General features: G+C 36.3%; 27 protein-coding genes. 15 read left to right on the top strand and 12 right to left on the bottom strand.

Annotated features, from left to right (window positions below; all coding sequences use genetic code 11):
* Positions 1 to 210 precede the first annotated feature (210 nt).
* The gene (locus tag LDX58_RS16265) at positions 211 to 393 is read right to left on the bottom strand and encodes a YhzD family protein (protein ID WP_227937873.1); all 183 of its coding nucleotides are present in this window, start codon (positions 391 to 393) and stop codon (positions 211 to 213) included.
* Positions 394 to 604: 211 nt separating this feature from the next.
* Here LDX58_RS16265 and LDX58_RS16260 point away from each other — a divergent pair, with 211 nt between their 5' ends.
* From LDX58_RS16260 to LDX58_RS26295, 6 genes are all read left to right on the top strand, one after another.
* Positions 605 to 880: a hypothetical protein gene (locus LDX58_RS16260; protein WP_227937872.1), complete on the top strand. Its 276-nt coding sequence runs from the start codon at positions 605 to 607 to the stop codon at positions 878 to 880.
* 28 nt (positions 881 to 908) lie between these two features.
* Positions 909 to 1,676, top strand: coding sequence for a membrane protein insertase YidC (yidC, locus tag LDX58_RS16255; RefSeq protein WP_227937871.1), 768 nt, complete (start codon positions 909 to 911; stop codon positions 1,674 to 1,676).
* Between the two features lie 847 nt (positions 1,677 to 2,523).
* Positions 2,524 to 3,210, top strand: coding sequence for a response regulator transcription factor (locus LDX58_RS16250; protein ID WP_227937870.1), 687 nt, complete (start codon positions 2,524 to 2,526; stop codon positions 3,208 to 3,210).
* On the top strand, positions 3,207 to 4,577 hold the full coding sequence (locus LDX58_RS16245) for a sensor histidine kinase (protein ID WP_227937869.1): 1,371 nt from the start codon (positions 3,207 to 3,209) through the stop codon (positions 4,575 to 4,577). Before LDX58_RS16250 ends, LDX58_RS16245 begins: the two co-directional genes overlap by 4 nt.
* A gap of 122 nt (positions 4,578 to 4,699) precedes the next feature.
* On the top strand, positions 4,700 to 5,659 hold the full coding sequence (gene yhaM, locus LDX58_RS16240) for a 3'-5' exoribonuclease YhaM (protein WP_227937868.1): 960 nt from the start codon (positions 4,700 to 4,702) through the stop codon (positions 5,657 to 5,659).
* A 60-nt stretch (positions 5,660 to 5,719) separates the two neighbouring features.
* On the top strand, positions 5,720 to 5,992 hold the full coding sequence (locus LDX58_RS26295) for a sporulation YhaL family protein (RefSeq protein ID WP_289623511.1): 273 nt from the start codon (positions 5,720 to 5,722) through the stop codon (positions 5,990 to 5,992).
* Between the two features lie 325 nt (positions 5,993 to 6,317).
* On the opposite strand, the gene LDX58_RS16230 is transcribed toward LDX58_RS26295, so the two are convergent.
* Entirely contained in the window at positions 6,318 to 6,416 is a 99-nt protein-coding gene (locus LDX58_RS16230) for a YjcZ family sporulation protein (protein ID WP_227937867.1), read from the bottom strand.
* A 127-nt stretch (positions 6,417 to 6,543) separates the two neighbouring features.
* A complete protein-coding gene (locus LDX58_RS16225) occupies positions 6,544 to 7,443 on the bottom strand; it encodes a foldase protein PrsA (protein WP_227937866.1) in 900 nt (299 codons plus the stop codon).
* A 195-nt stretch (positions 7,444 to 7,638) separates the two neighbouring features.
* Here LDX58_RS16225 and LDX58_RS16220 point away from each other — a divergent pair, with 195 nt between their 5' ends.
* A complete protein-coding gene (locus LDX58_RS16220; RefSeq protein WP_227937932.1) occupies positions 7,639 to 7,722 on the top strand; it encodes a YjcZ family sporulation protein in 84 nt (27 codons plus the stop codon).
* Between the two features lie 50 nt (positions 7,723 to 7,772).
* Positions 7,773 to 7,859 carry a YjcZ family sporulation protein gene (locus LDX58_RS16215; protein ID WP_227937931.1) on the top strand — a complete coding sequence of 29 codons (87 nt, stop codon included), beginning with the start codon at positions 7,773 to 7,775 and terminating at the stop codon, positions 7,857 to 7,859.
* Positions 7,860 to 7,901: 42 nt separating this feature from the next.
* Here LDX58_RS16215 and LDX58_RS16210 read toward each other — a convergent pair whose 3' ends face one another.
* Positions 7,902 to 8,081, bottom strand: coding sequence for a hypothetical protein (locus LDX58_RS16210; RefSeq protein WP_227937865.1), 180 nt, complete (start codon positions 8,079 to 8,081; stop codon positions 7,902 to 7,904).
* 311 nt (positions 8,082 to 8,392) lie between these two features.
* Between LDX58_RS16210 and LDX58_RS16205 the strand changes: the two genes are divergently transcribed.
* Positions 8,393 to 8,983, top strand: a complete 591-nt coding sequence (locus tag LDX58_RS16205) for a YpmS family protein (protein ID WP_227937864.1) — start codon at positions 8,393 to 8,395, stop codon at positions 8,981 to 8,983.
* Positions 8,984 to 9,222: 239 nt separating this feature from the next.
* Here LDX58_RS16205 and LDX58_RS16200 read toward each other — a convergent pair whose 3' ends face one another.
* From LDX58_RS16200 to LDX58_RS16190, 3 genes are all read right to left on the bottom strand, one after another.
* Positions 9,223 to 9,765 carry a DUF3267 domain-containing protein gene (locus LDX58_RS16200; protein WP_227937863.1) on the bottom strand — a complete coding sequence of 181 codons (543 nt, stop codon included), beginning with the start codon at positions 9,763 to 9,765 and terminating at the stop codon, positions 9,223 to 9,225.
* A gap of 352 nt (positions 9,766 to 10,117) precedes the next feature.
* A complete protein-coding gene (locus tag LDX58_RS16195; RefSeq protein ID WP_227937862.1) occupies positions 10,118 to 10,711 on the bottom strand; it encodes an HTH-type transcriptional regulator Hpr in 594 nt (197 codons plus the stop codon).
* A 189-nt stretch (positions 10,712 to 10,900) separates the two neighbouring features.
* Positions 10,901 to 11,284 (bottom strand): YtxH domain-containing protein, encoded by a 384-nt coding sequence (locus tag LDX58_RS16190; RefSeq protein ID WP_227937861.1) that lies wholly within the window; start codon positions 11,282 to 11,284, stop codon positions 10,901 to 10,903.
* Positions 11,285 to 11,325: 41 nt separating this feature from the next.
* Between LDX58_RS16190 and LDX58_RS16185 the strand changes: the two genes are divergently transcribed.
* On the top strand, positions 11,326 to 11,520 hold the full coding sequence (locus tag LDX58_RS16185; RefSeq protein ID WP_227937860.1) for a hypothetical protein: 195 nt from the start codon (positions 11,326 to 11,328) through the stop codon (positions 11,518 to 11,520).
* A 33-nt stretch (positions 11,521 to 11,553) separates the two neighbouring features.
* Here LDX58_RS16185 and serC read toward each other — a convergent pair whose 3' ends face one another.
* On the bottom strand, positions 11,554 to 12,636 hold the full coding sequence (gene serC / locus LDX58_RS16180; RefSeq protein WP_227937859.1) for a 3-phosphoserine/phosphohydroxythreonine transaminase: 1,083 nt from the start codon (positions 12,634 to 12,636) through the stop codon (positions 11,554 to 11,556).
* 225 nt (positions 12,637 to 12,861) lie between these two features.
* Positions 12,862 to 13,299, bottom strand: coding sequence for an HIT family protein (locus tag LDX58_RS16175; protein WP_227937858.1), 438 nt, complete (start codon positions 13,297 to 13,299; stop codon positions 12,862 to 12,864).
* Between the two features lie 380 nt (positions 13,300 to 13,679).
* Here LDX58_RS16175 and LDX58_RS16170 point away from each other — a divergent pair, with 380 nt between their 5' ends.
* The 3 genes from LDX58_RS16170 to LDX58_RS16160 all read left to right on the top strand — a co-directional run bounded on the left by LDX58_RS16170 (position 13,680) and on the right by LDX58_RS16160 (position 16,467).
* Positions 13,680 to 14,423 (top strand): ABC transporter ATP-binding protein, encoded by a 744-nt coding sequence (locus tag LDX58_RS16170; RefSeq protein WP_227937857.1) that lies wholly within the window; start codon positions 13,680 to 13,682, stop codon positions 14,421 to 14,423.
* Complete coding sequence (locus LDX58_RS16165; protein WP_227937856.1) at positions 14,420 to 15,631, top strand: ABC transporter permease; 1,212 nt, start codon at positions 14,420 to 14,422, stop codon at positions 15,629 to 15,631. Before LDX58_RS16170 ends, LDX58_RS16165 begins: the two co-directional genes overlap by 4 nt.
* A gap of 110 nt (positions 15,632 to 15,741) precedes the next feature.
* A complete protein-coding gene (locus LDX58_RS16160; RefSeq protein ID WP_227937855.1) occupies positions 15,742 to 16,467 on the top strand; it encodes an EcsC family protein in 726 nt (241 codons plus the stop codon).
* 59 nt (positions 16,468 to 16,526) lie between these two features.
* On the opposite strand, the gene LDX58_RS16155 is transcribed toward LDX58_RS16160, so the two are convergent.
* Positions 16,527 to 17,243 carry a cytochrome c biogenesis CcdA family protein gene (locus LDX58_RS16155; RefSeq protein ID WP_227937854.1) on the bottom strand — a complete coding sequence of 239 codons (717 nt, stop codon included), beginning with the start codon at positions 17,241 to 17,243 and terminating at the stop codon, positions 16,527 to 16,529.
* 438 nt (positions 17,244 to 17,681) lie between these two features.
* On the opposite strand from LDX58_RS16155, the gene LDX58_RS16150 reads away from it, so the two are divergent.
* Positions 17,682 to 17,852, top strand: a complete 171-nt coding sequence (locus tag LDX58_RS16150) for a hypothetical protein (protein WP_227937853.1) — start codon at positions 17,682 to 17,684, stop codon at positions 17,850 to 17,852.
* Positions 17,853 to 18,040: 188 nt separating this feature from the next.
* Here the strand turns inward: LDX58_RS16150 and LDX58_RS26055 are convergent, their stop codons facing one another.
* Both LDX58_RS26055 and LDX58_RS16145 read right to left on the bottom strand, forming a co-directional pair.
* On the bottom strand, positions 18,041 to 18,175 hold the full coding sequence (locus LDX58_RS26055) for a hypothetical protein (protein WP_265416720.1): 135 nt from the start codon (positions 18,173 to 18,175) through the stop codon (positions 18,041 to 18,043).
* Between the two features lie 322 nt (positions 18,176 to 18,497).
* Positions 18,498 to 18,980: an antibiotic biosynthesis monooxygenase family protein gene (locus tag LDX58_RS16145; protein WP_372459218.1), complete on the bottom strand. Its 483-nt coding sequence runs from the start codon at positions 18,978 to 18,980 to the stop codon at positions 18,498 to 18,500.
* A gap of 126 nt (positions 18,981 to 19,106) precedes the next feature.
* On the opposite strand from LDX58_RS16145, the gene LDX58_RS16140 reads away from it, so the two are divergent.
* On the top strand, positions 19,107 to 21,248 hold the full coding sequence (locus tag LDX58_RS16140) for a transglycosylase domain-containing protein (protein WP_227937852.1): 2,142 nt from the start codon (positions 19,107 to 19,109) through the stop codon (positions 21,246 to 21,248).
* The last annotated feature ends 47 nt before the right edge of the window (positions 21,249 to 21,295 follow it).

Here is a 21,295-nt window from a genome sequence, read left to right as displayed (position 1 = left end):
AAAGTGTGGTAATTTTAAAAAGAGGATGTTTCAAAGTTAATTTTGAAACATCCTCTTTTCTATTAAAAAGAAAAGCATAAAATTTAAGTGAATACAGGATGAGTTACAATGAAGTATGAAAGCCTTATCAAAGAAGAATAATGGCTCGAAACGCCTTACTAAGTCGAACGGCAAAAAAGCAGCATATGGCTCATTGCTTCTAAAGGTTTCTTAACGATGAAATAATAAGAGTTTACCAGAGCGAGTCATTCGATAAGTATGTTCGGTATAGCTCTTTTCTGACAGTAAAGCTTCTCCTTTTTTCTTAGCGACCTCATCAGACGTAGCTTCAAATCGTTCTTCAAGTGCAATTTCACCAGACGGATTAAATACTGTTAAAAAATATTCATACATACGTTTTCACCCCAATGAATTGTGTAATTTTAGAAGATTGCTCTAGCATTAGTTTACTTTGAAACGCTTACATTAACAAGGAAAGAATTTACCGAGTTATTAGTAGAGACTAATAAATATGGTTGGATATAATTTCCTTTTTTGATCAATTGGTAAGATCGTTATTTTGTGATATTATCAACTTATATCTATGAAGAAGGAGGTGGATGAGATGGTCGAGATTATATCGGATATGACTTCATTGTGGGTTAGTGTTGTACTGACTGTTTTACTAGTGGCGGCAATGACGAAGGCAAATGTCCTATTAATAGAGTGGGAGCTACGTACAAACTGGAGAAATCAGTTTTTCTATACGGAAGTACAAGAGCCAGTAAGTCCCATGCTCATCCATCTTGGTGTTGTACAGTATAAGCCGAAAATTCCCTCTGCTAGTGATCATAATAATAATCAAGATGAAGAAGAGATAACTCCAATTTTTTTCGTTTGAATTATTGAAAACATGAGGAGGAAATCTTTTGAAAAAATATATATTTTTATTATTGATTTTAAGTATGACGATTTTTCTTACAGCTTGTGGTTCGGTGGAGAAAGTTCCTATTACGGCTGAAACACAAGGTTTCTGGAACCATTTCTTTGTGTACCCTTTGTCATGGCTTATTATTTATGTGGCAGAGCTATTCAATGGGAGTTACGGATTATCGATCGTATTGGTGACTATTTTTATACGTTTATGTTTATTACCACTAACTTTAAAGCAACAGAAAAGTACACGTGCTATGCAAGCTCTTCGACCTGAGATGGAGCAATTACAAAAGAAGTATAAAGAAGAGTCGAAAAAAGATCCAAAGAAACAGCAAGAGATGCAAAAAGAACTTTTTGCCCTCTATAAGGATAATGGGGTTAATCCTATGGCTGGATGCTTGCCTATGTTTGTACAGCTCCCAGTTTTAATGGCTTTTTATTTTGCCATTATGAGAACGGAACAAATTGCTTTACACAACTTCTTATGGTTTGATCTTGGTAATCCCGATCCAATTTATTTATTACCACTTACTGCAGGAATAACTACTTTTATCCAAGTGAAGATGACATCAGCTCAATTAAATGATCAAATGAAAATGATCATATATATCATGCCAGTCATGATTATTGTAGCAGGTATTACCTTGCCAGCAGCTCTTTCTTTGTATTGGGTAGTAGGAAATGTTTTTATGATCATTCAAACGTATTTTATCGTCACTAAATCTGAACAACAACAAACTATACAATTAAGTAAAACTTAAAGTAATTTGTTTGAAGCATAACTATAGGTTATGCTTCTTTTTTTGTGAGGAAATATCTTAGTTAACAGCATTCACCTATAGTGTTTATGATGAATAGGCTTGTGTAGCAGAAAGGAGATGGTTAAAATGAGTCAATTTCTAACTATGAAGACACAGTGTCAAGAGCATTTAAGTAAACCAGTTCAATTACAAGTGCAAGGTCAACATACCTGGAATTGTCGAGCACGTTGATGATGATTATATTTACATGATGGTTCCAATTGATGAAACAGGGCAATATATCGATTTAGCAAAACTTATGCAAGAGATGCGCAGACGATGAACGACTAAGGGAATGAGCAAGCGTATATTCAACAACCACAGCAGCCTCTGGCAAGACAAATAGAAAATGAACAGCGTTACCCATTTTACTCACCGGTTTTTCCTGGTTATTATGGATATTATCAACCTTACCTATATCCATATCCTCCTTTTCCTAGACTAAGAAGGTAAATCGTTTAATTTTACCGCTTGCAGCCTTAACAGTTGTTGCGGCTTTATAGTGGGGATTAAAGCTTATCTAAGCACAATTTATAGTAAAGAGACTTATTTATTGAGTCTAATTATATAAGTTGAAAACAGGACGAGAATTAAATTTTCTAAGTGATTTTGACACTTTTACCCGGGAAATATCGAATCTGCAAATAAAAACACGAATAATGTTTTTTTTGCTTGGAATATGAGAAACAATGTAAATATACATAATTATTGTGGTAGATAGCGCATGGAACTCGTTTCGTAACCTAAAATAGGATACAATATCTATTAAGTATTCTAAAAGAAGGTTCTATAGAAGGAGGAATGAGGTATGAATGAATATCTCGTCTATCTCGTAGAAGATGAAGAAAATTTATCTGAAGTGTTAAAAGTATATTTGGAAAAAGAAGGTTGGAATGTAAGGGTCTTTAATGATGGAGATGCTGCTCGCGATGTCATAGGAGAAAAAAAGCCACATCTTTGGATTCTTGATATTATGTTACCAGGAACGGATGGTTATCAACTATTAAAAGCGATAAAAGAAGAAGCTGACACCCCTGTGATATTTATATCTGCAAGAGATCAAGACTTAGATCGAGTTTTAGGGCTTGAGATGGGGAGCGATGACTATTTAGCGAAACCATTCCTACCACAAGAATTAATAATTCGAGCTAAGAAGTTACTCAATCGTATCTATGGGATAACGACACAAGAACAAAAGAAAGTCGAATTAAATCAGTATACAATTGATCCGGTAGGAAGAACTGTGGTTGATGAAGAGGCAGAGGGTGAACCTTTAGTTGATTTAACAACGAAGGAAATGGATCTTATTTTAATTTTATCGGGTGATATAGGGAAAGCATTTTCCCGGGAGAAAATCATCGAACATGTTTGGGGAGAAAATTACTTTGGTTCTGAACGTGCTGTAGATGACGTTGTTCGGCGAGTTCGTAAGAAAATGCCGCGTATTCATTTAGAAACGTTATATGGATATGGTTATAGGATTCTTTCTTCATGATAAAAGTGAATTTGACGCAACGAATTTGGCTTGCGTTTATCTCAATTATTGTTTTAGTAGGACTTTTAATCATCATTATCTATCCCATTTCGATCAAAGGGACTTTAACAGAGGAAACGTATCGTATAATAGAAACTGAACAAATTAGAATTGCTTATCCATTATGGGATTTAATTAATCCAAGAAATGAGAGTGAGTTTACGGACAGGGAAGCAGGCGCTGTGGGTCACTTCTTTATATACGAGTCTCCACGACTACCACCAGAAGGAAGTCCTCCTCCTCAAGAGGTTTTACAGGAAATGGCACAAAATGCTTTTAAACAAGAGGTAAGCCGGGGGCGTTACGAAATTCAATATGGCGATGCTACAGTCTTTTACGTGATTGCTAATGCTCAAATTGATGAATATCCAGCTTTTCATATTTCCTATATGTGGGATACGTATCGTGATCAAATGGTCAATCGCTTGTGGGAGCGATTAGCTTATATACTGCTCCTAACTAGTGCGTTAAGTTTATTGCCAGCAATGTGGTTAAAGCATTATCTAAGACAACCATTAATTGTGCTAGGAAATCATTTAGAGCAAATTGCTAATCGTGATTGGAAGGAACCTTTTAAATGGAAGGGTGACGAGGATTTCCAGAGATTGTCAGACCAATTTGAGAGAATGCGTCAGAATCTGAACCTATACGACCGATCACAAAAAACGTTTATTCAACATGCTTCACATGAACTTAAGACACCCATCATGGTGATAAAAAGCTATGCTCAGTCAGTAAAAGACGGTATTCTACCGAAAGAAAATATGGAAAGCACGATGGACGTAATCATTGAAGAAGCAAATCGAATGGAACGTCGTGTGATTGATATGCTTTACTATACGAAATTAGATTCTTTAAAAGAAGAAAGTCCAAAGCACGAAAAGATACTCTTTGGACAAATAGCGTTTAAAATAGAAGAACGATTTCGGGTGCAACGTGAAGATGTGAAGATTTTGATTGAAGGAGCTAAAACAGAACTATTATGTGATTTAGAACAGCTTGAAGTCCTCTTAGAAAATCTAGTTGAAAATGCCTTACGTTACGCTAGAGATCGGATTTGGATAAAAGCAACTGCAATGGATGATGCCATTATTATCACTGTCGAAAATAATGGAGAGTCCATTCCTACGATAGACTTGCCTCAATTATTTAATCCTTTTTACAAGGGGAATAAAGGGAAATTCGGACTTGGTCTGGCGATTGTTAAACGGATTACAGAATTACATGGTGGAAGTCCTAGAGTGGAGAACACTGATGTTGGTGTGAAGTTTACTATCACTTTTCCTAAAGAGGATCATGCCATTAACAAAGCTAGAAAGAAAAAATAGCTTTATCAGTCCCAGACTTATCTAGTCTGGGTCAATTTTTGGTTATGTGGCCATTTCACATTAGTAAATTATGCTATACTAAAATATAAGATTATGAAATTAATAGATGAGGTGACGAGCATATGAGCAAGGGGATCCGGTTTCAACAAGTAGGCGATCGTGTTGAGGCATATTACTTAATTAAATCTGCAACAAAAGGGACAGCTAGTAATGGCAAGCCTTTCTTGACATTAATATTAAGTGATCAAACTGGTGACATTGAAGCAAAATTGTGGGGATGTTCACCTGATGATGAAGTAACCTTCATTAGTCAAGCTATTGTTTATCTTCATGGTGAAGTAGCTGATTATCGTGGTCGCATGCAGATGAAAATCAGCAGTATCCGTCCTACTTCAGCTATGGATCAAGTGAAAGTAGCTGATTTTGTTCGGTCAGCACCGGTTTCACCATCAGACATGTTAGAAGAGATCAATCAATATATATTTGAAATGAGAAATGCCAACATTCAGCGGGTTACTCGTCATTTATTAAAAAAACATCAACAAGCTTTTTTAGAATCACCTGCCGCGACTAAAAATCATCATGAATTCGTTTCAGGGCTTGCTTATCATGTTGTGTGCATGTTGAGAGTAGCAAAAAGTTTATCTGAGTTATATCCAACATTAGATACGGATCTGCTTTATTCTGGTATTATTTTACATGATTTGGGCAAAGTCAGAGAGCTCTCAGGTCCTATTGATACCACATATACTTTAGAAGGTAAATTACTTGGACATATCTCCATTATGGTTACGGAAATAGCGGAAGCTGCCAAGGAATTGGCGATTGCTGGAGAGGAAATTTTAATGCTTCAGCATTTGATTTTAAGCCATCATGGAAAAGGGGAATGGGGAAGTCCGAAAGTACCCGTCACTCGAGAAGCGGAAGTCTTGCATATAATTGATAACATTGATGCAAAAATGAACATGATGGACCGGGCATTAGAACGGGTTCAACCAGGAGAATTTTCTGAGCGCATCTTTGCAATGGACAACCGTAGTTTTTATAAACCTAGTTTTCATGAACCACCTTTAGATTATTAGTTCTAACTGTCCATGCTTGTACATATCTTATAATAAAGATATTAGCATGGAGGGGAAAATATGAAAGACAAACAATCAAGTAAACGTTTAGCACTGTTCCTACTAGCCATCCTTGCCGTTGGTTTTATCCTCACACAGACTACAGTGGGGAATGTATTGTTGTCTAGTCCATGGTGGGTTTATTTTGTTCTTGCTGGCATTATCTTTAGTGGATATTTATCAGTGAAATATGCACTTGAAGATAAACGTATGGAACAAGAGTGGATTGAAAATGAAGGAAACATCTATATGAGTCGAATGGAAGAAGAGAAAGAACGTCGTGGAATAAATTAAAGCTGAATAATCATATTCAGGTGCTTTTTGTGTAAGTTAATATGAGGTCATTTACTTTGAATCGTATACTCTTTCAGGACTAAACCCGTTATGTTTATAACGGGTTTTAACTAATGCTTATAGAGCTTGTTCAAAAAGGGCGGTCTTCCCTTTTTGAACAAGCTCGAAGCAATGAGCGAAGCCACTGCAATGTTTTAAGTCTATCCGAGTGGTTTTCTCGGATAGACGCGCAGTGAGTGAAGCCATTGCAACGCCGCATTAGGAGAGAGGATATTAAAGGTTCAAAAAGGGCGGTCTTCCCTTTTTGAACAAGCTCTTATAGTAATTAGCAAACGTATGCTGTACCAATGATTATAAGTAAGATAAACAGCACGACAAGTAAAGGAAAACTAAAACCATAAGTTGGCGTTACAGCTTCTGACATTCTTCATCATTCCTTCCTATCAGAAATAGGTAATCCCTAATAACAACATATGCATTTGTCTATAATTCGTTCAAGACATAAGCAAAGAAAGTTGCCAAGAATCTAATCTTGGCAACTTTCTTTTTATTTATTCTTCTGTTTCAGAGAATAGATCAGCGTAACGGCTGTCTTTGATTTCTATGTTTGCCTTTTCAATAAGCTCAGCCATAACTACGTCTCTTGATTTAGAACGTTGTGCTAATAAGGTCTGTTCAATTTGCTCAGCGTAATCCTCATAAGAGTCCTTACGATCAGTTAATTTAATAATGTGGAAGCCGAAGTCTGATTCAACAGGTTCACTTATTTCATCCATTTCTAATGCGAAAGCCGCTTCTTCAAATGCAGGAACCATTTGACCACGTCCAAAGAAATCAAGATCTCCTCCTTTTGCACCTGAACCTGGATCAGTAGAGTATTCGGTTGCTAATTCTGCAAAGTCTCCTCCTGCCTCTAGTTTCTCTAACACTTCAGCAGCAGTTTCCTCATCTTCAACTAAAATATGGCTCGCTCTAATCATTTCAGGGAATTGATCTTTGTTTTCTTCATAAAAAGCTAGTTTCTCTTCTTCGGTAACTTCTACACCTTCAGAGGCTAACTTTTGAATAACAAGATTTGGGCGTAGATACTCATCTACAAATTCGTCGATCGTTTCAAAAGAAAGATTAAACTGTGCTTCCAACGTACTTAATAGCGCATCATTATCTTCTACACTAAGTTGAGTGCGAAGTTTAGTTAATTCCTCTTCAACTTCTTCATCTGTTACATCAACTGTTTCACTGGTTTTTTCTAAAACCATTTCTTGAATCATTACTTCAAGCGTTTGGGCGCCAAATTTCTCCTGAAGCGTATCGATAAACTCTGATTCAGTGATTTCTTCTCCATCAACAACAGCTATAGTTGTTCCATTCGTTGTTGCCTCATCGTTGTTGCAAGCTACTAGAGCTGTCATACATGCAAGACCTATAGCAGCAATCATTTGTTTTTTCATTAACTCCACTCCTTAATATCATGCTCAAGAAAGAGCCTGTATCATTCACAGAGATAACTATACCATATTTTTGTTTTGGAAAGAAAGAATTTCAAAATCTTTAGTTGATAATAGTTGAAATATGGGTTAGTGCCTAGTACGAATTTACGAATCTTGCATAGGCTAATTTTAACAAAGCATTGAGGAGGTGTTAGTATGTCTCATGTACACCACGGAGGATTTGCGTTAATTGTTGTGCTGTTCATCCTACTAGTTATTGTAGGGGCGGCTTGGCTATAAGATTAACCACAACATCTCTTTACAGATTGCTACAATAAGGAGGGATTGACATGGCTCACACTTATCACAGTAGTTTTTCGCTGTTAGTAGTTTTGTTTATCCTATTAGTAATTATTGGTGCATCTTGGATGTACTAATATAAAAAAGAAGAGTGAGGACGTTATAGTCACTCACTCTTCTTATGTGAATAGAATTTTTACATATGTTGAGGTTAATAAAATAGTCATGAGAATATTAATAGTTCGAAATAACTTAGGTTGCTTTTCTGAAGGGATTTCTCGCTTTAGACATAAAGCATCTGTCATAGAATTAATAACGAACAAAATAAATAATGCAAAAAGTACAATAAAGAAGAGCATGCAGTTGCCTCCTGACGAGCAATGATATTTAAACTTTATCAAAATTCCTGAAAAAAAGATAGATAATTGCTTAATTAAATTTATAGAGTTGTTCCATTACTTCGAATTAAATGAAGTTTGAAGGGGTTTATATATTAATACACTCGACTAAGCTCATGACCTTCTTCTCGATTTACGGTTATTTGGCGCTGTTTCCTCTTCGATCTCTTGTATGCTAAGTAATGTTAGATCGTTATACGGTAACCAACAAAGCCGTTGAAAATATTTGACACAAAAAATACAATTAAAGGAGTTAAGGAAGGTGTGAATGAATGAAAAGTCAATATAATAGATGGAGGATCGCCTTTTTTACTTTGGTAGGATTAATTTTTCTTTTAGTCTTTACTGTAGTACTGCTTTTTCACAAAAATTTTCCAGAAGTAATGGATGAACACTTTATTCAACAGGCGCCTTTAACTGATGAGGCCATTTTCACGATCCAAACGAATAAAGGGTGTTTGAATGCTCTAATCGCCTCAAGGATAGAAAATACTCGTTCTGAGGTCCCTTTTATGGTTGAACTAACAGAAGATAAAGTACAATTTAGGTCAGCCTTTAGTGTTTTAGGGCAGGAAGTTCCAGTTACGGTTAATTTTTTGCCGGACGTTGTAGCAAATGGAGATTTATTATTGAAGGTAGAAACATTCTCACTTGGATTACTGAACTTACCAGTTGAACAAGTTCTCCAACTTATAAGTGGTTGGATCCATTTTCCAGATTGGATCAAAACTTACCCTGTAGATAGTGTGGTTGAATTAAAAGTTACTGAGATTAAAGTAAATGAAGATGACACCATTCATTTTCGTTTTACTCGTTTTGACCTTGAGCAAGATCTAATTGAATTAGAGATGGTCGTAGAGTAAATAAAAAAGGATGATTAAAGCGTATTGTAGACGCTCTAGTCATCCTTTTAAAAAGGTAAGAATTTATAAAATTAAATCATAATTGAAGAGTGTGAAAGTATGTTCAAGCTTTTGATTGATTACTCTAGGAAGAGGAACGCGACGCTACGTGTTGAACGACAAGAAACTCACTTGTCTCTTAACTTAAAAGAAGTAACTGCTCGTTTCATTGCCTCTAAGTAAAAAACGCTTTACGTTTTTTACACCGCTTGTTTGACGAGAATATGGAAACCTTCTTCATGATTTTCAACGAAGCTACGTTTTGGTGCTTTTAATAAATATGATGCATAAACAATATCGTAAAAAGCAAGACCGAAATGAATCGAGCTTAAAATGGAGATGATCGCTATATACATCGGGAACAGAGCTGAAGCAAGTGCTCCAATAGTTGTAATTACAAAAACAGGTGTTAACAAAGCAGTCAAATATAGATTACGAGATAAAGGAATTGATGTTTTAATTGATAAAATCGGAATTAAACAAACCCATTGTACTTTAAAGGTAGCTCTTTTTCCACAGATCCAAATGGGGATTAAGTGAAGCCCCTTATGCATAAAAACCAAGGTTACAATACTCAAAATAAAAAACAACAAACCGATATTTGTTAATTTCTGGGTAGGGATTAACATACTCACAACTAAATAATAAAATAAAAATGAAAAAAGCATCGTGCATCCAGAATACATCATCAGGCGCAACGTACCGTAATCATGGTTTACACGTATAGTTTTCCAGCAATTCATAGAAGTGCTGCACCTCCTCAATCTAAGTGATAAATTTACTCTCATTTGAAGAAAAAATCAATAGAATCGACAAAAATAAAATGATTTCGACAATTATGAGAAGTTTTATTTTCCACAAATTAAAGAGGATATATAGTCAAAGAGGAACAATTAGGTAGAAAGGCTTTATGAAAGTTCAACTGAATAGTGTGTTGTAAAGTTGCTTATTTTAAAAAGACTATTTTCCTTTTAAACTGTAGGTGCTTATATTAAAGGTCAAAAAACAAAGAACAAAGAACAAAGAACACTCAACTTGGCTCCGAGTGTTCTTTGTTTTGTTTCCCCATCTAGAAATGAACTGGTTCGTAATAAACTAGGCTCCTTCGCTGGAATAACTTTTTTTATCACTGTGGTCTAATTTGATTAGGCGACCATCTTCTTCTTCGAAATCGTCATTAAATTTCGCTAGTGATTGTTCGAAAATATCGATAAAGTCTGGTCCATAAATATGTCTTAGGATACTAGTAATTTCCGATAATTCTGGGAATTTACCATACAAGTCTCTAATGGGGAGTGCTCCAGCAAATACACCGTAAGTATTTGTTTGATAAGCCTCGAGTGTTTCTAAGAATAAGTCGTTTCCTTTATTTGTGAGACAAACATAGGTATTCCGCTTGTCATTCTCTTTTTTTGAGAAATGAAGAAGACCTCTTTCTTCTAGTTTTTTTGAGAAATTGAATGCAGTGGATACATGCATAACTCCAAACTTTGCAACATCTGAGATAGATGCACCATCTAAGTGATAAGCAATCCACAAAATATGATGCTCATTAATGTTAAGATCAAATGGTTTAATCCACGACTGCCAATCTTTTTCCACTGATTTCCATAATGCTTTGCTTAATTGCGCTACCTTATGACTAAACATAACCGATTGTTTTAATGAGCTTGGTATTTGTTGATCCATCCTGTTCTCCCCCCTCTTTTTTGAATTCTATTTTCTCTGTCTATATTTATTTAATATTATTTCTGAATATTTTTTCTTCTCTACATTATGACAACATTTAAACGAAAAGGAAAGAGGAATATATTAGTGTATTAAAAACTTTTTAAAAATTAAGCTAGATCGATGGAAAGAAAGAAGTTAGTGAATCTTTTACGTATTCTTTTTAGTTTGATTAACAGTTCGTTGCAATGCCTCTATATCATCTTTTAGTTGTGTGAGAGAAGGCTCCACACCTTTTTTCCAATCATAGATCGAATCTTTTAACTCTTCACCAACATTAGAAAATGTTTCTTTTCCCACTTTTACGGTTTGTTTAAGCTGTAAGGAAGCCTTTTTGCTGTCATAAGTCAATTGATCTAAACCATTACGAATCTTTAAAATGTTCTCTTTACAGTTGTGTCTCATTTCCTTGCCTGCTTTTGGTGCTGTTAAAAGCGTTAAAGCACCTATTATGGCAGATCCTGCAACGATTCCAGAAAATAAAGCCTTCGTTTTCATTTTAATCAACCGCCTTTCTTTAACTGTTCTTTTCATACTCCTATTAGCATATAAATAAAGGATAAGGAGGGGGCTAAATGGAGGCACTGATACTTCTATTAATCTCTATTTGCTTATTATCCATGTATGGTTTTGTTTACGTTTCTTTTCGATTAGTTGGAGAAACAAAAAATGAAGAAGAAAGAGGTCAATTTAGAAATTCCTTTTTAGTGCTACTTATGTTGTTATTAGTAAGTGGATCTTCTGTGTTTTTCCTCATTTTTTCTTCATAAAGTGGTTAGGAAATAAATCCTAACCACCATTTATTATCTATTTTTGCGGAAAGAATCCATATAATTACGTAAAGCGATACAAGCTTCTAATGGAACTGCATTATAAGTTGAGGCACGGCAGCCGCCAACAGAACGATGTCCGTTTAATCCAACAAACCCTAGCTCTTTTGCTTTTGAAAGAAACTGCTTGTTTAATTCGTCACTTGGTAAGTTAAATGTAATATTCATTAAAGAACGTGATTCCTTTTCTGCATGTCCTGTGTAAAAGCCATTGCTTTCATCGATTGCATCATAGATTAATTTGGCCTTCTCGATATTTCGTTTTTCAATTTCCTCGACTCCACCTTGTTCCTTTACCCATGTTAAAACTTCGTTAAGCATATAAATAGAAAAAGTAGGAGGCGTATGATAGAGAGAATTAGTCTCTGCATGCATTTGATAGCGAAGCATTGTCGGAACATGATCTACATTCTCACTGAGAAGGTCATCACGGACGATAGCCACTGTCACACCTGATGGTCCTAGGTTCTTTTGAGCACCAGCGTAAATCAAACCAAACTTCTCAATGTCAACTGGACGAGATAGAATATCACTAGACATATCTGCTATAAGTGGTGCATGTGAGATTTCTGGATATTCGGTCCATTGAGTTCCGTAAATTGTATTATTAGAAGTTAAATGTACATAAGCATCATTATCATTAAATTGAAGATCAGTAAAATTGGGAATTGATTTATAGTTGTTTTCTTTTGATGAAGCCGCTACTTTGGTCTCACCAATCATTTTAGCTTCTTTTATTGCTTTTTCAGACCAAGACCCAGTTAAGATATAATTTCCAACCGTTCCTTCTTTCAGATATTGCAGAGGGAACATTGAAAATTGTAAACTAGCTCCTCCCTGAAGAAAAAGTACCTGGTAGTTTTCAGGAATGCGATACAATTCTTTTAAAAGATCGATTGCATTTTGATGAACCTCTTCGTATTCCTTGCTTCTGTGACTGAGTTCCATTACAGACATTCCAGTCCCTTTAAAGTCCAACAATTGTGATTGTGCTCTTTCTAAAACAGCTTTAGGCAAGGCAGAAGGCCCAGCGTTAAAATTATAAACATTTTTCATTCTCTACACTCCTTTATCTCTTTACCACGTTAATTACTAAGATTGTCATTATCGTACCATAATTGCAATCTAGATGGATTATTTTTTTTGTGTTTTCTGAAATTTGTCATTATAAAAGAAGAGAATGAATCTAAAAGGTGTGTTAACCTTTTGATTCATCCCACTTAGCAATCGTAATATCACTCCGCTTAAGGAGCGTGCACGCCCATTTATCACTTACTAAGGTTACCCATTTTTAATAAAAGCAGTGATTTCTGTAGCGATTTGCTGCAGATCTTCGCTTTTATATTCTGAGCTATGATCTTTCCAAACAGCACCGAAGCCGTCTCCTTTACCATAACGAGGAATTAAATGCACATGATAATGGAAAACCGTTTGTCCAGCTACTTCTCCATTATTATTAACCAAGTTTAAACCTTCAGCTTCATAGGTTTGTTTGATTGCCGATGCAAGTTTAGGTACGACCGAGTATATATGTTTTGCTGTTTCTTCTTGCAAATCAAACAAATCGGTCTGGTGGGTTTTAGGTATTACAAGTGTATGACCTTTGGTAACTTGACTTATATCTAAAAAAGCAAGAACGTGCTCATCCTCATAGATTTTTGAAGCTGGAATTTCACCGTTTGCAATTTTGCAGAACACGCAATTTTGATCAAGCATCATAAGAATCACCTATCCCATTATTTAGTATAGAACCACTATACATGAGTGCTTCTCTGCATTCAAGCTACAAAGGAAGATAGACGAATGTTGGGACACTTTCATCACAATTGAGTATTACTCGATGGAATTGTATGATAGATAAAGAAACAGATGTTGAAGAGATAAGCACTTATCAGCGAATGTTATAAGTTATCTGCTACGATAAGCCTTGCTTAAAGTGACCTCCTACGTTTCGTAGGAGGTTTTTTGTAAATAGTTAACAAAATGGTGGCTTGCTTTTACAAAGGAATATGTCGAACTAAGCAAGCCTTTGTCATTAGACTAGAGAATCTTTCCCTACTTTTGGTAAGATGGAAAGAGATGAAGGAGTTGTTGAAAAGATGGCAGAAGTCTTAAAAATTAAAGATCTTACGGGTGGATATCATCCTAAGAAACCTGTATTGCATAACGTTAGCTTTTCCGTCAAAAAAGCAGAGATCGTTGGGTTAATTGGCCTGAATGGAGCAGGGAAAAGTACAACAATAAAGCATATTTTAGGATTACTCCAAGCGGAAAAAGGTCATGTCACAATAAATGGTCGCACGTTTCAAGATCATGTAAACGATTATCGGCGTTCCTATGCTTACATACCTGAGACTCCTATTCTTTACGATGAATTAACTTTATGGGAGCATTTAGAATTAACTGCTTTAGCTTATGGACTTGAAAGAAATCTTTTTGAGGAACGAGCTGAGCGGCTCCTGATTGAATTTAGAATGCAGAAAATGAAAAAGTGGTACCCTAGTCATTTTTCAAAAGGGATGCGTCAAAAGGTCATGATTATGAGTGCTTTTTTAATTGAGCCACCTGTCTATATCGTCGATGAGCCAATCGTAGGTTTAGACCCAATTGGAATACAATCGTTTCTAACCTTTTTGAGTGATATGAAAAATAAAGGGGCGGCTGTTTTGATGTCCACCCATATTCTGGCAACAGCTGAACGTTATTGTGATCGTTTTGTCATTTTGCATCAAGGGAAAGTAGTGTTAGAAGGAACACTGAAGGAAATGCGCGATCAATTAAAGATTCCAAACGCGACCTTAGACGATATTTACATTGAAATGACAAAGGAAGATTTAATATGAAGGATGGAATGACATTATGGCGAGAACGGATTAGTGCGTATTGGAATATGGCAATTCGTTATCTACGGTTGATAGGAAATAGCGGATTTTTATTTACTTTATATGTCTTAATTATCATAGGGAGTTATTATTATAGCATTTTCTTAGATTGGCTTCCGGAAACGTTCCCAGCTGTATGGGTTTTTGTAGCTGTATTTGCCCATTTGTTAACTAGAAGTGGTGTTCGAACGTTTGTAAAACCAGCCGATGTTGTGTTCCTGTTACCATATGAATCCAAATTAGATTCTTACTTTCAAGCATCAAAGTGGTATTCACTTGCTATGCAAAGTGCCGTGGTTTTATTAGTCCTAGTTGTTCTCTCTCCTTTATTTGCAAAATACTTAGCTAGTGACGCTGGTAACTTATTGCTTGTCCTGATGATTTTAATTGTAGCAAAGGGTTGGAATATCTTTGCTAGCTGGGAGGAGCAACGGTTTCAAAGTGAATATGAGAGACGCACATATTTCCTATTAAGAGGATTCGTCAATATCATTTTTACATATTTCCTCTTTTCAGGAGCTCATGTCCTCTTTATTACTGCAATATTTACGATCATGGCAGGTCTTTACCTGCTCTATTACAAGAAACTAGGGCAACAGTTATCAATTAAGTGGGATCATCTTATTGAAGTTGAGGAAGGTATGCTGCTATTTTTTTATCGGATTGCTAACTCCTTTACGGATGTACCACAATTAAGAAATAAAGTTCGACCTAGAAATTACTTAAGTTGGCTGTTGAAGGTGATCACGGATTCAAACAACTCGGTTTATCATTTTTTGTTTGCTAGGTCCTTTTTACGGTCAAATGATTATGGTGGAATCTATGTCAGGCTAGTCCTCATTTCCAGTGTTATTTTAATTGCTTTACCAAGCGGCTGGCTGCAACTACTCGTTTTTCTAATATTTATGCATATGATGACAACACAACTTTCCACCCTCTGGTATCACTATGATACAAATATGTGGGTTGACCTATATCCAGTTGAACTAAAAGAAAAAAAGGCAGCCTTAAGTCAATTAACATTTCGACTACTTCTCATTATGACGGCTGTACAGCTTGGAGTTCTTCTTGTGACTTCAACATGGCAAATAACAATTGCTGCCCTTTTAATTGGTGGGGCTTATAGCTTTATTGGTAGTCAGAAATTCATTCATAAAAGAAGAAAATAAGTCATGATTTTAACATATGTTGCATGTATACAAGGGAAATTATTGGAAACTCGCTTGTGAAAGTATCTAACCGATGAGATGGAAGATCTTTTTGTAAAGGAGTTTACGACATGTATGAAACGCAAGTGGCTGAGGAACTTTCAAGATGGAAACGTAAATTAGAGAAACGGCCATCAATGGTAGAACGTTATACAAAAGGTTTACAAATGAAAATGAACAAACTGGTACCTGAGAAAATCCATACCGTGGTTACCGCTAGTATTAAAAATATGGTTCAAGCAACATTAGTTGGCTCTGAATATACGACGAGGAAACAACCAATGCAAGCCTCAAGCTTAAAAGAACGAGAAGAGAATGTATATAGCATTATGAAGTCTTATAAGCGGACAGCGGCTCTTGAGGGTGCAGGTACAGGAGCAGGAGGAATTCTGCTTGGAATGGTTGATTTTCCTCTACTTTTAAGTATTAAAATGAAATTTTTATTTGATACGGCATCAGCCTATGGCTATGATGTTAGAGATTATCGTGAGCGTTTATTTGTGCTTTATCTTTTTCAATTGGCTTTTGCAAGAGAAGAAAAGCGACTGGTTTTAATTGAAAAATTAGAACAGTGGGAAGCAGAAAAAGAAAGGCTACCGGAAAAAGAGGAATATTTAGCTACGTTTGACTGGAAGGCGTTTCAACTCGATTATCGTGACTATATCGATTTGCCGAAAATGCTACAATTGATTCCGGGTGTTGGAGCAGTTGTTGGAGCGGCGGCTAATTATCGCTTTTTAGATGTTCTTGGTGAAACAGCTATGAATGGTTATCGGATCAGATGGCTATCAGAATGAAAATCAAAGAGAGGTGAATGACAGTTTTTGAATAACTGTCATTCACCTCTTTTTTTACGTTAAATCGTAAATGGAACGAACCTTGCTAAGTAAGCAGAAATAATAGCAAACTGTCCCGTGAAAAGTAAGATGCCTAATACAACCATGATTCCACCACTTACTTTTTGAATAGTTGGTAGCCATTTATTCAGTCGGCGCACCTTATCTAACGAACGAGACCATAGAAGGGCAACCAGTAGAAAAGGAATACCTAATCCGATCGAATAAATAAATAGCAGAAACATTCCTGCCAACATTGTTTCTTCTCTGCTGGCTAATAAGAGGATGGAGGATAGAACAAGTCCGATGCATGGAGACCAGCCAGTCCCGAATAAAAATCCCAATAGGACGGAGTTTGCGAAGCTTGTTGTTTTCCTAGGCTTCATATGAATTTTCTTCTCACTAATGAGCATTCGAATTGAGATGATTCCCATCATCTGAAGACCGAATACAGTAATAATAATCCCACCAATTTGTTCAAATAACTGTCTATTGCCCAAGAACGCTTGACCAATAAATGTGGAAGAAGCTCCTAGCAAAAGAAAAATAGAGGTGAAACCGATAATAAAACCGATGCTTCGGGATAAGATAAGCCTTCGCTCGGCACTTATTTGATTATCGACTACGTTGGTTCCTGTAAGCTGCGCCAAGTAAGCAGGGACTAATGGAAAGATACATGGCGACAAAAAGGAAACAATTCCTGCAAGGAAGGCGAGCCAAATCGTAACTTCAGACATAATCAACACACCCTTAAAATGAAATCAATCTATAAACATGGACTTATTATAGTCTATTCTAGTCCACTAGAAAGATATGAATCAAATGATAAAACTCATTCTACTCATTATAGCTAATTATCATTTAACTAGTACTGAAATGTAAAAACGTTCACGGAAAGGTCAAAAGGTTGGGAAGAAAATCAGTCTTGAGACGGAGATCAAACCATTCTCAAGGTTGTCTTCAAAAAGCAATTACTCTTACACTAAAAGTAGTTCAAAGAAGGAGGAAGAAAGAATATGAAACAAACAAGAAAAGTAATTGGTGGTATTCTTCGCGTTTTCATTGGACCAAGTGTATTGTTTAGGCTACTTGGATTAATTTAGGAGGTTGTTTGGTCTTGTCATTGGAGGCTGCTTAATCTATTGGGGCTACTCTAAATCAAAGGATAAAGGGAAATGGTCATTTATGAGTATTTTACTTGTGATGCTAGGGGGGTGTTCTTATTATGTGGTATCGGCGGAGTAATTAGTTTAATCATTGGGGCGTTACTTGTCTACGGGGGATACAAAATGATGCAAAGAAAGAAAAAGGTGAAGAAGATGAGATTTCAAATCAATAAAAACTAGATCTATATACAATAATATTAATAAGGAATTTGCTCGACTATTTTCAGTAACAGTAAATTGAGGAAATTGTTATAATGTTGTTCGCTGTTTTGACTTATTAATCATAATCTCAACAGTACATTGAAAAATAAGGAAAGCCACCTAATGCGGCTAACCTTTAATCCTCTTTTAACCTCCAAAGGTCCTACCTAGTTTGCATTGCGTGGAGGCTTATTCGTCGGATGAATTGCTTTCTCCAATTCTTCTGCTGCGATCACAGGATCGACTGTATTGCTTTTGGGTTTACCTTTTTGGCTATAGCCCTTATCACGTTTCTGACTCATTGTTATACCACCTTTCCAATTAACTTCCTTGTTAAGATGAGTTAACGGATAGATCTTTATTCATAAATAAAAAGACAGAGAGAATTCACCTGTTCAATTGCCTGTTTAAGGTAGGATTTTTTTATGGGGAATACAACATGTTAAAATGTGGGTAGGGATGATCAGGTTACAAATAGACAGATGGTTAAAAAAACGCAGTGGAACTACTCCCCATTGCGCTTTTCATTGTAATAGTCTCCCCGTAAGATAACCGTTATTCAACATCGAGCTTTCTTTAGGGAGTAGATTTGTCTGTTTTAGCTTAGATTCTAAATTCTTATCTTTAGCCCTTAGAATTAAAAATGGTTACATAAGAAGGACGTGGAAAAATACTTGTTGCTAGAGCAGCTCCTGTTCCTTGCTTTTTATGTGCATTTTCGTATGATTTCGATGTTTGCCAACTTTTAAACGATTGTTCATTATCCCAAACTGTCATGACTACATATGTATCATCATCAAGTGGGCGTAAAATACGGATCGCTTGAAAGCCTGGCTCTGATTCTACTAACCCCGCTCGATTACGAAAACGCTCTTCGAAAGTCTCTCTGCCTTCTTCAATAACAGCGATGTTATTCATGACAACATATCCTTCTGGTTTAAAGGAACCTGTCTCACTAAAAATCTCATAGTGTTTGGCATTTGGCTGATCGATTTGTCTTTCTACATATAGATCATTCCCTGCCTCACCTTGTAAACTTAGTCCTGCTAAATGTAATGTGTCATCTGCAGCTTTAATTAAACTAGCCTTTTTCAATGAGAACACCATCCTATCATGTAATGTGAAACGAATATTGTAGTTGATTCCTAGATAAGTGTAGCCTCTACGTTTTTAGGTTGCAACTGTTATGAACTGCTTCTGAAAGGGTATAGTAGGAATAGAAGGAGGTGTCGAATGAAAAAGAAATTAATGATAGGAATATCTAGTGTTTTAGCTTCTATTCTTTTAGCTCTTATTATTTATTTAGTTATTATACTAGCAGGGAACTACGCGATTGATGACCAAAAGTTAGTTATGAAGACGACAACATCACTAATCGATCAAAATGGAGAACTTGTTACTAAGCTTTTTGTTGAGAACCGGGAACTTGTATCAATTCGCGACATTCCTGAATATGTTCAAGAGGCGTTTATCTCCATTGAAGATATACGTTTTAGAGAACATCAAGGTATTGATTTAAGGTCGATCGGTCGTGCTTTATATCGTGATGTTTTGGCAGGCGCAAGTGTTGAAGGAGGTAGCACGCTTACGCAGCAACTTGCGAAAAACGTTTTCTTAACAAACGAGAAGACGCTGTTACGAAAAACAAAAGAAATTTTAATTGCGATGAATTTAGAAAGGCGTTACAGCAAAAATGAGCTTTTAGAAATGTACTTAAATAGAATTTATTTTGGTCATGGAGTTTATGGGATACAGGCAGCGTCAAAGCTGTATTTTAATAAGGATGTAGAAGAGTTAACGATAGAAGAAGGAGCGCTTCTTGCCGGCTTACCTAAAGCCCCTAACTCGTATTCTCCAATCACGAATCCTGAGCGAAGTAAACAAAGGCGTGATCTTGTTCTGACCGCTATGGAGAGACAAGGTAAATTAAGTGCAGAAGAAGCAAAGCGACTACGAGGTAGAACGGTTACGATCGATCATAATCAAATGTCTGTAAATGATGCTTACTTAACTTATATTGACATGGTTATTGATGAAGCTGCTGAGCGTTTTCATTTAACCAATGAAGAAGTACTAACAGGAGGGTATGACATAGTCGTTCCCATCAATAGACATATGCAAGAAGTTTCCTTTAAAAAAATGAAAGAAGATCGTTATTTTCCTAGTGGAAATAACGATGCGGAAGCTGCTATGGTCCTAATCGATGTTGAAACAGGAGGGGTGCTTGCTGTTCAGGGGGGGCGTGAGTATGTAAGAAGAGGTATTAACCGTGTAAATGTTAAGCGTCAACCAGGATCGGCATTTAAACCATTAGCGGTATACGCCCCTGCTCTTGAAAATGGAAGCCATCCATATACGATGCTACTCGATGAATTAATAGACTATGATGGATATTCACCTCGTAACTATAATCAGGTTTATTCAGGGAAAATAACGATGCACGAGGCGCTAACGTATTCAACGAATGCACCTGCTGTTTGGTTATTAAATGAAATAGGAATAGACCATTCAATTGAAGTGTTAAATAGATTTCATATTGAATTAGAAGATCGAGGTCTTGCTATTGCACTTGGGGGTCTAAGAGAAGGGGTTACGCCACTTGATTTAGCTTCTGCTTATAGAGCTTTTGCGAAGGAGGGTAAACGGATAGATCCATACTTCATTAAGGCGATCTATGATCAAAACGGTGAAAGATTAAAAGGAGAACCGGTAGTGGAAGAGGAAGTTCTTCAACCACAAACAGCTTGGTATATGACGAGGATGCTTGAATCTGTTGTGAAAGAGGGGACAGGAAGCCAAGGGGATATCCAAACTTCTTTGGCAGGAAAGACAGGTACGACGTCTTATCCTGAAGTGGGAGGTGCAACAATGGATGCCTGGTTTGTCGGCTATTCCCCAACTGTAGTCGGTTCCGTTTGGATGGGCTATGATGTCACAACAAATGAGCGTTACCTTCACGGTGGGAGTGCTTACCCAACGATCTTGTTCAAGGATATTCTTAATGAGCTTCCTGATGATCTAAGGGAAGTTGCCTTTACTAAGCCGGCTGACGTTAAAGAGTTAGATCCGCCTGTTAGTTTACCAGTAATTACGGATTTAACAGCAACTTTTTCAATGGGTGGACGAGGGTTATCAAGTATTCGTTTGAACTGGACTGGCAATGATGATGATCGAGTCTATTATCATATTTATGAAATTGACAAAGGTCAGAAGGAACGAATAGCAACGATTGTCGCTGACAGTCAATATTTTATTAATCGTACAAACCCTTTTACATCTAAGCAGTATGAGGTTGTTCCTTATGATTCAGTAACAGAACAAATTGGAGAACCATCCAATACAGCAGATGTCAAATTTAAGTTCGGCTTACATTAATTCTACGAATTCACCGGTACTCTGAACTCTAAAGTGAAGCAGATCAA

Source organism: Alkalihalobacillus deserti (genome assembly GCF_020734105.1).
GTDB classification, from domain to species: Bacteria; Bacillota; Bacilli; order Bacillales; family Bacillaceae_D; genus Halalkalibacter; species Halalkalibacter deserti.
The sequence above is the reverse complement of the archived record's forward strand: the minus strand, read 5'-3'. Positions and strand labels throughout refer to the sequence as shown.